Raw genomic sequence first — 14,140 nt, 5'->3', positions numbered from 1 at the left:
TGAACGGTACAAACAAGATAGCTTGTGATTAATTAAATTTTTTCTCTTAAATATTAAAATATAATCAAAGTTTTAAACTATAAAAGTTTTTGATAATAAGATTAATAAACTGGTATCAGATATTAATTAATGAGAATTATGAGTAGTGTAGCTCATAAAATTAAGGAAGTCCTTAAAATAGCATTTACTACTACTAATGCTTCAGATATTGGTATAATGTACATAACACTAGGAATTATTAGCCTAATTATCGGAAGCGTTGAAGCAACGATAATGAGGACTCAGCTAACTTTCAATAATATAGGTCCTACTACATATTATGACGCTTTAACACTTCACGGTATATTTATGATATTCTTCGTAGTGATGCCATTATCTGCTGGTCTAGCTAATTATTTAGTTCCGAGAATGATTGGTGCTCATGATTTATATTGGCCTAAAATAAATGCACTCTCATTTTGGATTCTAGTCCCTGCCGTCACTTTAACGGCAATCTCTCCTCTTGTCGGAGTTGTAAATGCTGGATGGTATATGTATGCACCACTTTCTGTGGATTTACAAGTAAATAGCGGAATAGGAATGGATGTAATAGAGATAGCTCTTATAATAGCTGGTATATCTAGCACGTTAACTGGAATAAACTTCATATTGACGATTACTAGGCTAAAGAAAATACCATACTTTAAGATGCCATTATTTGTTTGGGCTTTCTTCTCTACAGCTATATTACTAATGATAGCTTTACCGCCATTAACAGCCGGTTTAGCTATGGCATTTCTAGAGAGAAATTGGGGTTTCCAATTCTTTAATGCTAATGCTGGCGGAAATCCATTGCTGTGGCAAAATGTTTTCTGGTTCTTCGGTCATCCAGAAGTATATATCCTTATACTTCCAGCAATGGGCATAATTGGTGAAGTGTTACCTAGGTCTGTGGGTAGACAAATTTATGGTTATAAAGCCTTAGCGTTATCATCTTTTGCAATAGCATTCTTAAGTGCTATGGGAGTTTGGATGCATCATATGTTCACATCAATATTTAACTTCTGGGCTGATGCAGTTTCTTCAGCTATAACTATGGCAATAGCAATACCTTCTGGTGTAAAGGTTGTTAATTGGACCGCTACATTTTATCAAGGAAAACTTAGAGTTACTGGGTATTCGCTGCTGACTATAGGTTTTATAGCACTATTCCTTGTTGGAGGTATCACAGGTGTGTTATTCCCTCTAATACCTTTAGACTATGATTTAAATGGTACTTATGCTGTCGTAGGTCATTTTCATTACATGGTATTCGCTATTGTAGTAGCATTTTTAGCTGCATTGCTCTACTATTTCCCATATTTTACTGGTAAAATGTATGATATGGAATTATCTAAGAGTGGTGCTATAATGACAGTAGCTGGAGCATTTGTAATAGCTACTGGAATGTTTGTTGAAGGAGTATTAGGTATGCCAAGAAGGTATGCATGGGTTCCATCGATGATATACTATCCATTCCAAATACTAATTGATGTAGGAGGAGTAATAATGGGTTTAGGGCTAGTATTAATCTTCGGCAATTTACTTTATAGTTGGGTTAAAGGTAAAAGGGTTGAAAGTCTAGATCCTTGGGGAGTTGAAGCAATAGGACTACCAGACTTCTATATTAAACCAGTTGCATTACCATTAACATTTGGTAGGGCAATGGACGGATCTATACCAGAGCATAGGCATGGTACATTTTTACCATCATTAATGGGTATTTTGATGTTCTTACCGGGATTGGGGTTCTTGTTTATTTTAAGATTTGGATTACTAGATGTAGGTTTACCAATGATTTTAGCCTTCTTAGCAGTCGGAGGTTATTGGGCTTATCATGATTACTTCAAAGGCTTGTATCCATCAGTACCATCTATAAGACCTCCAGGTGGATTTGAGATGACAAAAATGGCTGGTTCACCATTTTCTGGGTCTTCAAATACCTTATCTGTAACACCAGAGGGAATACAAAAGGCAATGCAAACAAGAACTATAGTCCTCTATTTAATTATAGCAGAAATATTCTTATTTGGAGGGTTTATAGGAGGTTATCTTTATACTATTAACTGGACACCTGCTGCACAACCATATTTGGCTTCGTTCCATGTAGATTGGTACGGTTTACCATTAGCAATGACAATAATATTACTTTCAAGCTCAATACCATCACATTTCGCCTATGATAGTCTACTAAAGGGTAAATTAAAAAGGTTCAAATATTTAGGCTTAGCAACGTTCTTGATGGGGTTAACATTTCTAAGTGGGCAAATGTATGAGTTTACTCATATAATTCACTTTACTCCGCAAGAAAATATCATAACATCATTCTTCTTCACTATAGTATGGTTACATGGTTTTCACGTTATTATGGGGCTAACACTATGGGCGTTCACGCTATTAAGGGCAAGGAGAATAATACCCTATGAAGCTTCTACTGCAGCATCATATTATTGGCATTTTGTAGATGGAATATGGGTAATAGTATTTACAATGCTATACTTGCAATTACCGTTCTATCATCCCTTTACTCCAGGGCAAATCTCATTCTTCGGGATTTAAGATGAATAAGATTTTTTATTATCTTCTTCCTCTTGATATGTTTTTAATTTTACCATTTACATTTAGTTTTTTATCATATTCTCCTGCAATACCGATGTTATTTCATTATTTAATTCTCGGCATATCAATATTTCTGTCAAATAAGTTCTATTCGTTATCAAGAAAATTTCTCTTTATAGCTTTACCCATTATTATATTCTGGCATTTACCATGGTTTTTCGATTATGCTACTTCGGTCTATTTCATTTGGATTATAGATGTGATATCTATGACAATATCTGGGGTGCTAATTGGATCTTCTATTAGTAAATTTTCAATAAATTTCTTAGTTTTTCTTTTCTTCTTATGGATGATTGGTGATTCTCTTTTATCTTATATGTGGATAATTGGATTTTCACTTTATTCCTCTCCTTATTCAATTTATCCCAGATATGAGTTACCGGCAGCTGGTTCTATAGTTTTTGTTGTTATGGATATTCTGGGCGTATATATATTATTAAAATTATTTTTTGCTAAAATATTTACAAATTAGATATTAGTGGCTATCTCCTTCAACATATTTATAATTATAATTTATAATTAAACCATGTTAAAGTTGATTAAACTCAGAAAATTTGACATTTGCAAAATTACATGGAATACCACATTTGCACACTCATATAAACATTTATATAAAAATTTATTAAGATGAAAATTGATAGTATATATAATTAGGTGAAAAAATGGATAAAGGATTGATTTATGTTATAGGAGTGGCTGTTGTTATAATTGCTGCTCTATCTCTAGGCATTTTAAGTCTTTCCTCAGTTCCTCAAGTAGTTAAACCACCAAATCCAAGCAAATTCTTAGGTGGTCAATGGACATTATATAATAGTTATGTTACTACTCAAGGTGCTCAAGGACTGGAAAAAGAATATTACTATAGGTTTATCGATACTCATTCTGATTGGTTAATATATATAAAAATGATATTTAAATCACCTATATATGCCCAGGATTATGTGAATAGTCTAGGTTTTTCCGGTAATTCTGGGTTGTATACTTATATAGAAGGTTTTAACGAAAATGTTGTTCTGATTCAAGGAAATACTGTAACTGAAGTTATATATGTAGGTACATCTAGTCAGGTTCCAATGGGGTCATTAATAGGTATGGCTTATCTTGGATAAAGCCATTAAAAATAAAGTCTCTTTTAATTCATCAAGTTTTTTTGTTTTCATTTATTATTTCTCTTAATGTTCTATTAATTTTTTCGTATAAAAACCTTATAGTTTCTTCTTCATTAAACATTACTTTCCCAATTCTATTATTTACCCATCTTAAATAAATGCCAATTGCTTTTCCGGAGTTTGCTAATACGTCTGGGACTACAATTATACCCTTATTTCTCAGTTTTTTATATCCATCATATGTTATTGCTAGATCACTTCCCTCAACTACGATTTTAGCTTCTATCTTATCTTGGTTAAACGAATTTACTATTTTCTTTCCACTTGTAATAATAAGTGCGTCACACTTTGAATTTAAATTGGCTGAAAAGACTTCGGAACCTGGGACTGTTCTCAAACAGTCATGAAATTCGATAATTGTTTGTAAAAATATTATGATGTTCATAAAAATAGTTTTTTCTAATGTGACTCACTAAGAAGAGCTAGAAGTATAAAGAGTAAAAATCATTTTTAGAAAAGTTTATGTGCAAGGGTCACGAGGTTATATGGGGGTTCACGAGATGAACCTCGTAACCCTTGCACAATTAATACTTTTGGTTCTGAGGAATTTAAATTTTAAGCCAAGAAAACACGATTTAGAAGACCTTGCTTACGCAATAGCAGCATACCTACTAGGAGTACAAGTCACCAAACTGGGAATACCACCATCAACACTATACTACTACACTAAAAAGCTTGGAGTAAAGAGGAGAAGAGAAGAAAAACCACCTTGTCCCTCATGCAAATCAAACAAAATAGTAAAGAACGGCTCATCTAGAGGAAAAACAAAATACAAGTGCAAAACTTGCGGGAGAACATTCTATCAAACACAAAACCACAAGATGAGTAAAGAACAAAAGGAAAGGATACTGAAAGAGTACACTAACAGAATGAGTATGAGAGGAGTAGCAAGGGTTGAAGGAAAACCACTAACAACAATATACAGTCTAGTGATGAGGAAGGGGATAGAGGCATATGCACACTTATTAATCCTACAAGAACAACTAAAGAACTTCACAGCAAAATCCACGGTAATTGATGAGAGTTGGACTTACGTGAGGATTAGGCACGGTTCAAAAAGGGAGAACTTGTGGATATGGAACGCATTAACTGATGGTGTACCCTTCTTCACCACGGGTGATAGGGATTATAGGACTTTCAGTTACCTCTTGAATACCCTACCTAAGAGCAAGGTATATTACACTGATGATTACTCAGTTTATCAAGTACTCAACAATCATGTTGTAAGTAAGAAGTACACATACACCGTGGAGAGTTATAATTCTTACTGTAGGACTCATTTAGCTAGGTTGGCAAGGGATACAAGGGCTGTTAATAGGAGTAGGAGGATGGTTGACTATAGTCTTGCCTTGTTGAACGTCATGTACCCGGTAGTTTATTCAAGGGAGAAAACTCCCTTAAATGAGGCTTACTTGAAGGGGGTACAGTATATTAGAAGTAAACTGATATAATATTACAAATAACTTTCGAATTTCATGACTGCATGAGAACAGTCCCCGGAACCTAAGCTTTCTAATAAGCTAAACAGTGTAGTACTAGCTGGCTTTGATCCTAGAATACCAATTTTAACGTTAAAGTTTCCTTTAAGTGTAAATTTGAGTAGTATTGCAATTCCGATTGAATATGATAAATAATCAGTATAAATTATATTTGTAATGTATTTTTCATCTATATTTGCTATTTCATAGAATAATTCTGACATATCTTCTGTTCCTTCATCTGGTATTAAAATGTCTTCATCTATATTATTTCTCACATAATTTATATATTGTAATGTTAATATTTTCTTGTCTTGTGATCTTGGTGCACATATACAACCAATATAACTTCCCAAAGGTAAATTAAAAAGTATATTTCTTATAAAGGAAATTGTAGTTAAATCTATCAAAGTATCTAAGTCCATTTCTTCTGAAAATATAACCCCACCCGCATATGGTCCTAAAATTCCAGAATATTGCACCCTAATTCCCTTATAAACATTATTAGCACTTATAGGAAAATCGTTACATTTTTACGTTACGTTAAACAAATGTAAGATATACTGTCTTATTAACTGAAAATTCCTTGTGATTAACGAAATAAAGTAAGGAAGTAAATTCAAAGTATTTATTAGTTAATGAGCAAATATTATAATTTTTTATGGTGAGGGAATTTCCTTAAACTACTAACATTATTATTTCCTCTTATCTTAAATGTTAAAATCTTATTTGGAATGAAGAAGGAGTCATCAACATTATTTTGTAGAATTTTTTAGTTTCAAGCACAATATACTTTTACCATTTATCCTAAAAAGTTTTTATTTTATTTGTTACTAACATTATCAATGTTAAATAGAAGTTTTATAGATTTACGTAAATGAGTTGTCATTAAACATTTTTAAACTTGATTAATAAAACATTTAAATGTGTAAGTTTATACTTTATTGTGAGAGTTAATATCAAATTTGAAACGTCACACGAAAGAGAAGTAGTATTTCATATACTTTCAGACCATACATTCTTCTTTAAGAATTTTACTCCATTTAAATTTATATTTCCCTCAGACGAAGAAAATGTTTTTTATATTTATGGTGAATTGTCATCTTTATTCTCAGTTTTTCCAGCTGAAGCTAAAGTAAGAAAATTCGTCTCTCCAGTCAAAATATCTTATGTTATGCTATTTCAACCTAAATTAATAAAATTACCAAAAGAAAAAGAACTTGACATGATGTATATGGGAACTGAGCCTAATGGAAGTGGAAAAATTGAAATAAATGAATTTTTAGAAGTATTAATTGAATATGAGGGCGAGAAAGAAAAAGCGATAGTATCTGCAATTAAAAAGACAATAGAAAAATCAAAAAGAGAATTCGATGAAATAATAAGAAAAGAGAGAATAGCTAGACATATTTAATACATTCTCCGTTCTTAACTTTAACTCTTCCCTCATATCTTTCTAAAGATTTACATAAAACCTTTCCATTCTGAGTTTCAACTAGAGAAAGGTAATATTTTTCTTCAAGATTTTCTGGTGTCACATTTAATATCCAGCTAAATAGTACTTTTCCTTCTATCTCTTCTACGTTAGTCAAATCTCCTCCACACTTAGGGCATTTAATCCTACCTAAAGTCATATAACCACACTTAGTACATTTCATCAAGGCTCATCACCATATATAATTACAGTTGCAGAATTACCGTAACCCGCCATGCTTAGCGAAAGACCAACTCTAGCATTTTTAACTTGCCTATTTCCAGCCTCATTCCTAATTTGTGAAAAAGCTTCAACAGCTTGTGCAACACCGCTAGCCCCTATAGGATGACCCTTTGAATTTAACCCACCACTGGGATTTATTGGTATTTCTCCATCAAGTGAAGTTAAACCCTCCATAACTGCTTTCCATCCTTCACCCTTCTTAAATAAACCAATATCTTCAGACTGTATAATTTCTAGGATAGTTGCCATATCGTGTAATTCTGCAAAATCAATCCTTTCAACTTTAGCCTTCTTAAATGCTTTTCTTGACGCTTCTACTACTGCTGGTAAAGTCACAAAATCTTCTTTTTCACTTACATACGCTGTGTAATTACTACTCCCTATTCCTTTTATGTAAACAGGCTTAGAAGTATAACTTAACGCATCCTCATTTCTAACCATAACTACAGCTGCAGCTCCATCACTTATAGGGGTATATTCGTAAAGTCTTAGAGGCTCAGAAATAACTGGAGAATTCAATACTTCTTCTAATGTTACTCTCTTCTGTATGTGCGCGAAAGGATTAAGTGAACCATTATAATGGTTTTTTACAGCTACTTGAGCTATACTTTCTCTAGGTGCATTAAATTTTCTCATATATTCTATTGCAGATATAGATGCAAGAGAAGGAAGAGATGCAATGCGTTCCTCAAATGGTAATAATGACGAGATAATTTTAGTGACTTCTCTAGTCTTTTTCTCAGACATTTTCTCAACTCCAACTACTAAAACTGTGTTTGCTTCTTTAGATTCGAGTAAAGATTTTGCAACCAATATTGCTGATCCTCCACTTCCGCTTGTGTTATCTACCCTTAAAGAAGGTACATAATCTAAATTTAAATAGGTGGTAATAAGGGAACTTAATCCTGAGGTTTGGTTAAACTCTCCAGAATATGAATTTGAAACTATTACATAATCAATATCATATTTCAGTAATTTTTCTGTAACTTCCTTAACAAGGTCAAAGATATTTTCTTTTCTTTTCCCAAATTTCGTAATTCCTACATCAACAATAGCAACCATTGCTTAATAAGTTTGGATTAAGGTTTAAAAAATCACTTGCTTGTTAAAACATTAGAAATGATATATCTTATTGAATGTGTAACTGACCTCTTCCCCGCCCTAAAGGGCGAGGGTTCCCTTAGGGCGGTTCATAGGTTTGTGGTTTACCACCTTCATCCTCACAACTTCATAGCTAGTGGGTGTTATCACACCCACCCCGCTCCGTTCGTCCAGCGGTAGACCACAGGCTGGGTCTTCAGTCCATTACCCCTATCCCTCACCAAGAGTTGCCCTCTGCTCTTGGCTCTTGGGGACTCGGGGATATGTAGTTCTGTGCGGGGACACATATCTTCAGTATGCCCACCTTTGTGGGCTTCCCCGCACTTTATTAATAGTTTTAAGCTAAGATTAAAAACTTTACCCCGCCTTAAAAGGCGAGGCTTGCCCCGCGTTTTGTCAAATTAAAAATAAATAATAAATTAGACCTATTTCAATATATGATCTATGAAAAAAGAGGGATAGTGTCGTGGATAATATTTAATAGGCCAGAAAGGCTAAATGCTTTTGATAAAGAAAGTTGGGATTCCTTAGCTAAATTATTAAAGAAAGCTAATGAGGATGATACAAAAGTTGTAGTCCTTATTGGAAATGGAAGAGCATTTTCTTCTGGTGATGATATATATGCCATGTATGAATTAAAAGATGGTGATGAAGCTAAAGATTTCTTTCTCACACTTTATTCAGCGATAGAGAACTTAGTAGAACTTGAAAAACCATTAATATGTGCTGTTAACGGTTTAGCATATGGTGGAGGATGTGAAATATTGCTCTTCTGTGATGTCACTATAGCAGTGCAATCTGCAAAATTTTCTATCCCAGAAGCTAAATTAGGCTTAATACCTCCAATGGCAATAACTATAGGTCCTTTAGCATTAGGAAGAAGGATTAATCGATTAGTACTCACTGGTGAAGCTATAACTGCGGAAGAGGCAAAAATTCTAGGCTTGGTGGATTATGTTGTACCAGATGATAAATTAGTAGAGGAAGTTAATAGGATTGTGAATATGATTGATCAGCTTGATTTCTATTCTCTAAAAACTATAAAAAGATGGCTTAGAAAAGATAAGAAAATAGTTGAAAAGGCTATAATGGAATTAGCATTATTATCTCAAACAGAGTCAGCAAAAAAGAGGATGAAAGAATTTATTGACTCAAGGAAGAAGACTTAATTGCTTTTATAATATTAAAGTAACCAGTACATCGACAAATATTTTTTATGCTATGTCTAAGTAACTCGTCATTATCCCTTTTACCTACTCTCTTTAGATAATCATAAGTAACCATTAAAAACCCATGTGTACAATATCCACATTGCATTGCAAAGTTTTCTAAGAAAGAGTCCTTTATCGGTTTAATATCTGAAAGTCCTTTAACAGTCCTTATATCTGATCCTGCAACTTCAACAGCCAGAGTCAAACATGATTTAATCGACTTACCGTTTATGATTACCGTACAAGCACCACATTTTCCCTCATCGCAACCTCTTTTAACTTCCTTATATCCATTCCTTCTTAGGAAATCCAAAAGAAGAGTCCTAGGTTCAACCTCATCTTCTATTTCGAAATCATTAACTTTCATTCTAACTTTAACCATTTCCTCGCCTCTTATCATATCACTTTTCCATTTATTCTCAATATTTGGAATATCGAGTTTATCTATGACTCCTTTTAAAGCCTTTAAAAAAGCGTTCACAAACAGCCTTTCGGCTATTTTTAATCTAGTACTACTATCAGCGTGAATATCTGAAATAATTTTTTCCTTTCTTAACCTTTCAATAACATTTTTGATAGTACTTTCACCTTCAACTTCACCTTCAAATAAAGTAGGTTTCTCGGTTATTCCACCAAAGCTAACCTTATATTTATTTCCCTCAATAGCAACTGCAACTATAGCTGTAGGATATGCAGAGCCACCTCTCTTATAAACTTCGTAAGTGAAGTTTAACTCTTTCTTCTTAGGGATAATAATACTAGTTATTATTTCATCTTCTCTCATTGAAGTAGTGTAAGGTGATAAGTATAAATCTGAAATTTTTATCTCTCTTTCGCCTTTTTTAGACTTTACCTTAACTTTAGCATCTAGTGTTAGTAACGCCGGATAGTAATTACTTGAAGGATCAGCGTGTGCTAATGAGCCTCCTATAGTTCCTTTATTCCTAACTTGAAAATCAGCAATTGTGAATGCAACTTTAGAGAGTAATTTAACTTTCGAAGCAACTTCATTATGAGTGGTTAATGAGTAAATCTCAATTTCTTTTTCATTTTCCTTTACGCCCCTTAAATCTAAATTCTTTATATCTATAAGAGTATCAACGTTAAGTATTCTTAATTTTAATAGCGGTAATAAGCTTTGACCACCAGCTAATACTTTTGATCCATCTCTAAGTAACTCTAAGGCTTCATCAAGAGAGTTAACCTTAATGTACTTAAACTTTTTAGGAATACCTAACACAAAGCTCATTCAATCACCCTAATAGGCACTTCACTTATTCTTTTTCCTATAAGCCTTGAGATTGCATTAGCCAATGCAGCTGGAGCAGCCATTATTGGTCCTTCTCCACCCCCATATGCACCGGTTGGGATATATTTTGCTGGAGTTTCAAAATGAATGAACTCAACTTGTGTATCTATAACTTCAGATAAAGTTGGCGATTCATAAGAATCAAAGAGGGTTACTAAAGGATTTCCTCTTTCATCATATTTCAATTCCTCATAAAATGTTAACGCAATACCATGTAAAAGTCCTCCGTACATTTGCCCTTCAAGTAAATTCTTATTTAATATTCTCCCAGCGTCATGTGAGATAACGTACTTAACTATTTTAAATTCACCAGTAACCTCATCCCTTTTTACAATAGCTAAATGGGCTTGAATAGCATATCCTAAGGAAGAATTTATCTTATTATCTTGAGGAGGTTTTAGAAGGGGAGAATAAAAGTATGAGGTAACAGAGAGAGCTTTATCATAATTAAATTCAGATGGGTTCCAGTGGTAAGCTGAGACTAATCTCTTAATATCTACATACTTTTCCTTGTTCTTAGCATCATAAAATCTTCCATTTTCGAATATTATTTCTTCAGTTTCTAGATACTTTTTAGCTAATTCTGCTAATCTTTTCTTAAGCTCATCTACACCGCTCTTTACCGCACTCATTACGATTGGTGCAAATCTACTTGAATAACTACCACTAGCCAAGTTCCAAGGCTGTGTAGTATCAACCCTATTTTCCACATGAATAAGACTTTCATCTATTCCAAGTTCTTTTGAAATAAATTCAGCTATTGTGGTCTCATGTCCTAAACCCTCATTAGTACCATTAACAAATACAGATACCGAACCATCTGGATTAAGAGCTATAGTGACATAGTCACTAGAGGCTGAATGAGGATTTTTTATCTTATTTAGTGCCAAATCTACATAAGCCAAATTAGTTCCACTAGGTTCTACAATTACAGCTATGCCAACTCCCACATCTTTCATACTCTTCCATTTCTTATACTCATCCTCAATAGCTTTTACAACTTTAACGTAGTCTTGTTCTGGATAAAGTCCTCCAGAAACAGTCTCATAAAATCTTTGTCCGTTAATCTCTTTGTCAAAAACCTTAATTAAGTTCTTTAACCTTAATTCCAAAGGATCAATTCCAACTTCGTCAGCAAGTTTATCAACTGCAGTCTCTAAGGCAAAATAAAATGGAGGTCCTCCATAACCCCTATTTAAACCAGTAGGAGATTTATTAGTTAGAACTACATAATATTCGGCTTCAATAGCCCTAATATCGTAAGCCCCGTTTAAATTACCTTGAACTCTAAATAATACTCCAGGCTCAGGTGGTCTAACGTATGCTCCAACATCTTCATAAAAAGTGTATCGTATACCTTTTATTACCCCATCTTTTGTTGCTGCAATTTCAACATTTCCTTTTCTTTCCCCTCCAGCTGAACTGGCTATAAAACTCTCAGCTCTACTTTCAAACCATCTGATCGGTTTTCCCGTTAATTTTGAGGCTGCTGCAGCTAAAGTAATGTATGGATAAAGAGAATATTTGTTTCCAAAACTCCCACCTATATCTCTGGGTGAAAATAATTTAATCTTATTTATAGGTATATTAAGTGCTCTACTTAAGAAATAGACTTGTAACATGGGTCCTTGTATATTTGCCCAAACCTCTAACTCTTCACCAAATTTAGCTAACACCCCGTAAGTTTCAAGGGGTAATGCTGAATGCCTTCCAAATTTAAACGTATGAGAGATAACGATAGGTGATTCGGAAAAAGCTCTTTCTATATTACCAAATCTCATAATTTTATGCATTGCGATATTCGTTTTAACTTCTTCATGTAGTAAAACCTCATTTTTTAAAGAATCCTCAATTGTGATAACGGGTGGTAATTCCTCGATTTCAACGTTTATATAATCCAGCAGATCAATAGCCTTATAATAATCTTTGGCTAAAACTACAGCTATCGGTTCACCAACAAATCTAACTTTATCTTTTGCAAAAGGATAGTATTTTATTGGTAACTCTACGGTATTAGGAAAAGGATTTACAATAACTTTACTTAATTCTTCTGGCCCAAAAGCAATACCACCGTGAAGTTTGACGTCGCTAAGATCTATTTTCTTTATTTTTCCGTGTGCAATGGGACTTCTGTAAATAGCCATGTATAGTGTGCCAGCTAAATCTGGTAGGTCATTTATGTATTCTCCTTCACCATTAACAGCACGTAATCCTTCAATATACATAAAAAATAGAGCGAAACATTCTTTATAAACTTAATTTACTTAGGTCATATTTTTCGTCCTTTAACTCATTTTTCTTATTACTAACATCAACCTTTGAAACTATTAGTTTATTTAATGCTGAAAGTTCTTCATAATCTCTATTTATAGCCACATAACCCTTTATAACCCCCCCTTTCAAGTATATTACATTAAAATTAGGATTATCCACAGAGAAGTTGCCTCTAATTATGTACTCATCATAATCCGTTGTATCACCACCAGACTCTATATGTAAGTCGAATATATCTGACCAAATAGTTGATAAGAAGTTATACTTCTCCCTCTTTCCTAACATATTTTTAGCGGCTAATTTTCCGGTATATTCTGCATTATTCCAATGTTCTATCCTTCTCCTTTTACCTATAGATGGGTCATATATATTTGCTACATCACCGGCAACATAAATATCTTTAGCTGAAGTTTCAAGATATTCATTAGCTATAATTCCGTTATCTACTTCTATTCCACTTTTCTGAGCTATTTCTATGTTGGGAACAATACCTACTGCTATTAATGCAAAGTCTACATTTAGTGTTTTGCCTCCTTCAGTAATAACTCTACTTACTCTTTTATCTCCGATGAACTCCTTAACTCCCTCATTTAGTATAAAATTAACCCCATGTTTTTCGAAATAATTTTGTATTAGTCTCGAAATTTTTTCATCTACAAATGTATTCCAAATATATGGTTTAACCTCTATTACTGTAGTTTTTACACCTAACATTGTAAGACTAGAAGCGACTTCTATACCGATAAAGCCACCGCCTATTATAACAGCTTCTTTACCATTTTCTTGTTTTAATGAGTCACAGTCATCTAGCGTTCTGAGGTAATGGATTCCTTCTAACTCTTCTCCCGGTAATTTTAACTTTCTTGGTCTACCACCAGTTGCAATTAGAGCTTTATCAAAATGGATTATTGTACCATTACTGAGTTCAACTCCTTTTTCTTTTACATTAATTTTTTCAACACTCGTATTCAGTATAATCCTTATATTTTCTCTCTTTGTGTAATAGTTTGGTTGCTCAAAAAATATTGAGTTTCTGTCAATTTTCCCTCTGAGGTATTCTTTTGATAAAGGAGGTCTATCATATGGGTAATATTTATCAGAAGTTACCATGATTACATTTTCATTTTCTAATTGTTTTAGTGCATGGTATCCAGCAACACCACTTCCAATTATTAAATAGTCAGTAAACTTTTCCAAGTGTATTCACACTTAATTTTATGCAATCTAATATTTAACTTTTTAAC

General features: G+C 33.4%; 13 protein-coding genes and 1 pseudogene. 6 read left to right on the top strand and 8 right to left on the bottom strand.

All coding sequences use genetic code 11. From position 1 onward, the window contains the following. Positions 1 to 129: 129 nt before the first annotated feature. The 3 genes from STK_RS00545 to STK_RS00535 all read left to right on the top strand — a co-directional run bounded on the left by STK_RS00545 (position 130) and on the right by STK_RS00535 (position 3,746). Complete coding sequence (locus tag STK_RS00545; protein ID WP_010978042.1) at positions 130 to 2,577, top strand: cbb3-type cytochrome c oxidase subunit I; 2,448 nt, start codon at positions 130 to 132, stop codon at positions 2,575 to 2,577. A 1-nt stretch (position 2,578) separates the two neighbouring features. After that, entirely contained in the window at positions 2,579 to 3,109 is a 531-nt protein-coding gene (locus STK_RS00540) for a DUF1404 domain-containing protein (protein ID WP_010978041.1), read from the top strand. A 190-nt stretch (positions 3,110 to 3,299) separates the two neighbouring features. Continuing rightward, on the top strand, positions 3,300 to 3,746 hold the full coding sequence (locus tag STK_RS00535; protein ID WP_010978040.1) for a hypothetical protein: 447 nt from the start codon (positions 3,300 to 3,302) through the stop codon (positions 3,744 to 3,746). 31 nt (positions 3,747 to 3,777) lie between these two features. Here the strand turns inward: STK_RS00535 and STK_RS00530 are convergent, their stop codons facing one another. Next, on the bottom strand, positions 3,778 to 4,143 hold the full coding sequence (locus tag STK_RS00530) for a hypothetical protein (protein WP_052846158.1): 366 nt from the start codon (positions 4,141 to 4,143) through the stop codon (positions 3,778 to 3,780). Positions 4,144 to 4,291: 148 nt separating this feature from the next. Here STK_RS00530 and STK_RS00525 point away from each other — a divergent pair, with 148 nt between their 5' ends. After that, the gene (locus STK_RS00525; protein WP_052846156.1) at positions 4,292 to 5,257 is read left to right on the top strand and encodes an IS1-like element ISSto7 family transposase; all 966 of its coding nucleotides are present in this window, start codon (positions 4,292 to 4,294) and stop codon (positions 5,255 to 5,257) included. Between the two features lie 2 nt (positions 5,258 to 5,259). Here STK_RS00525 and STK_RS00520 read toward each other — a convergent pair whose 3' ends face one another. Beyond that, a complete protein-coding gene (locus STK_RS00520) occupies positions 5,260 to 5,799 on the bottom strand; it encodes a Glu/Leu/Phe/Val dehydrogenase dimerization domain-containing protein (RefSeq protein WP_084742609.1) in 540 nt (179 codons plus the stop codon). A 431-nt stretch (positions 5,800 to 6,230) separates the two neighbouring features. Between STK_RS00520 and STK_RS00515 the strand changes: the two genes are divergently transcribed. Next, positions 6,231 to 6,698, top strand: a complete 468-nt coding sequence (locus STK_RS00515; RefSeq protein WP_010978036.1) for a DUF3211 domain-containing protein — start codon at positions 6,231 to 6,233, stop codon at positions 6,696 to 6,698. On the opposite strand, the gene STK_RS00510 is transcribed toward STK_RS00515, so the two are convergent. The 3 genes and pseudogenes from STK_RS00510 to STK_RS15100 all read right to left on the bottom strand — a co-directional run. Further along, on the bottom strand, positions 6,685 to 6,942 hold the full coding sequence (locus tag STK_RS00510; RefSeq protein WP_052846153.1) for a hypothetical protein: 258 nt from the start codon (positions 6,940 to 6,942) through the stop codon (positions 6,685 to 6,687). The two genes, STK_RS00515 and STK_RS00510, sit on opposite strands and share 14 nt — an antisense overlap. Continuing rightward, positions 6,942 to 8,063 carry a thiolase family protein gene (locus tag STK_RS00505; RefSeq protein WP_010978035.1) on the bottom strand — a complete coding sequence of 374 codons (1,122 nt, stop codon included), beginning with the start codon at positions 8,061 to 8,063 and terminating at the stop codon, positions 6,942 to 6,944. The genes STK_RS00510 and STK_RS00505 overlap by 1 nt, the downstream gene beginning before the upstream one ends. 99 nt (positions 8,064 to 8,162) lie before the next feature. Further along, positions 8,163 to 8,425, bottom strand: a pseudogene (locus STK_RS15100) (hypothetical protein); the annotation flags it as partial. A gap of 114 nt (positions 8,426 to 8,539) precedes the next feature. On the opposite strand from STK_RS15100, the gene STK_RS00500 reads away from it, so the two are divergent. Then, positions 8,540 to 9,271 (top strand): enoyl-CoA hydratase/isomerase family protein, encoded by a 732-nt coding sequence (locus STK_RS00500; RefSeq protein ID WP_010978033.1) that lies wholly within the window; start codon positions 8,540 to 8,542, stop codon positions 9,269 to 9,271. Here STK_RS00500 and STK_RS00495 read toward each other — a convergent pair. From STK_RS00495 to STK_RS00485, 3 genes are read right to left on the bottom strand one after another with little or no spacing between them, the layout of a single operon-like run. Continuing rightward, the gene (locus tag STK_RS00495) at positions 9,246 to 10,562 is read right to left on the bottom strand and encodes an FAD binding domain-containing protein (RefSeq protein ID WP_010978032.1); all 1,317 of its coding nucleotides are present in this window, start codon (positions 10,560 to 10,562) and stop codon (positions 9,246 to 9,248) included. The two genes, STK_RS00500 and STK_RS00495, sit on opposite strands and share 26 nt — an antisense overlap. Continuing rightward, positions 10,559 to 12,847, bottom strand: a complete 2,289-nt coding sequence (locus STK_RS00490; protein ID WP_010978031.1) for a xanthine dehydrogenase family protein molybdopterin-binding subunit — start codon at positions 12,845 to 12,847, stop codon at positions 10,559 to 10,561. Before STK_RS00490 ends, STK_RS00495 begins: the two co-directional genes overlap by 4 nt. Before the next feature lie 22 nt (positions 12,848 to 12,869). Continuing rightward, on the bottom strand, positions 12,870 to 14,093 hold the full coding sequence (locus tag STK_RS00485) for an NAD(P)/FAD-dependent oxidoreductase (protein WP_052846151.1): 1,224 nt from the start codon (positions 14,091 to 14,093) through the stop codon (positions 12,870 to 12,872). Between the last annotated feature and the right edge of the window lie 47 nt (positions 14,094 to 14,140).

The sequence above is a fragment of the Sulfurisphaera tokodaii str. 7 genome (assembly GCF_000011205.1).
Taxonomy (GTDB): Archaea; Thermoproteota; Thermoprotei_A; order Sulfolobales; family Sulfolobaceae; genus Sulfurisphaera; species Sulfurisphaera tokodaii.
Note: the sequence above shows the minus strand (reverse complement) of the source record. Positions and strands in the feature narration are given on the sequence as shown.

Excerpts from the sequence above, each read along its gene's own strand:
- STK_RS00495 (WP_010978032.1), bottom strand. The coding sequence starts at position 10,562 with ATGAGCTTTGTGTTAGGTATTCCTAAAAAGTTTAAGTACATTAAGGTT.
- STK_RS00500 (WP_010978033.1), top strand. The coding sequence starts at position 8,540 with ATGATCTATGAAAAAAGAGGGATAGTGTCGTGGATAATATTTAATAGG.
- STK_RS00525 (WP_052846156.1), top strand. The coding sequence starts at position 4,292 with ATGGGGGTTCACGAGATGAACCTCGTAACCCTTGCACAATTAATACTT.
- STK_RS00535 (WP_010978040.1), top strand. The coding sequence starts at position 3,300 with ATGGATAAAGGATTGATTTATGTTATAGGAGTGGCTGTTGTTATAATT.
- STK_RS00510 (WP_052846153.1), bottom strand. The coding sequence starts at position 6,942 with ATGAAATGTACTAAGTGTGGTTATATGACTTTAGGTAGGATTAAATGC.
- STK_RS00505 (WP_010978035.1), bottom strand. The coding sequence starts at position 8,063 with ATGGTTGCTATTGTTGATGTAGGAATTACGAAATTTGGGAAAAGAAAA.
- STK_RS00490 (WP_010978031.1), bottom strand. The coding sequence starts at position 12,847 with ATGTATATTGAAGGATTACGTGCTGTTAATGGTGAAGGAGAATACATA.
- STK_RS00540 (WP_010978041.1), top strand. The coding sequence starts at position 2,579 with ATGAATAAGATTTTTTATTATCTTCTTCCTCTTGATATGTTTTTAATT.
- STK_RS00545 (WP_010978042.1), top strand. The coding sequence starts at position 130 with ATGAGAATTATGAGTAGTGTAGCTCATAAAATTAAGGAAGTCCTTAAA.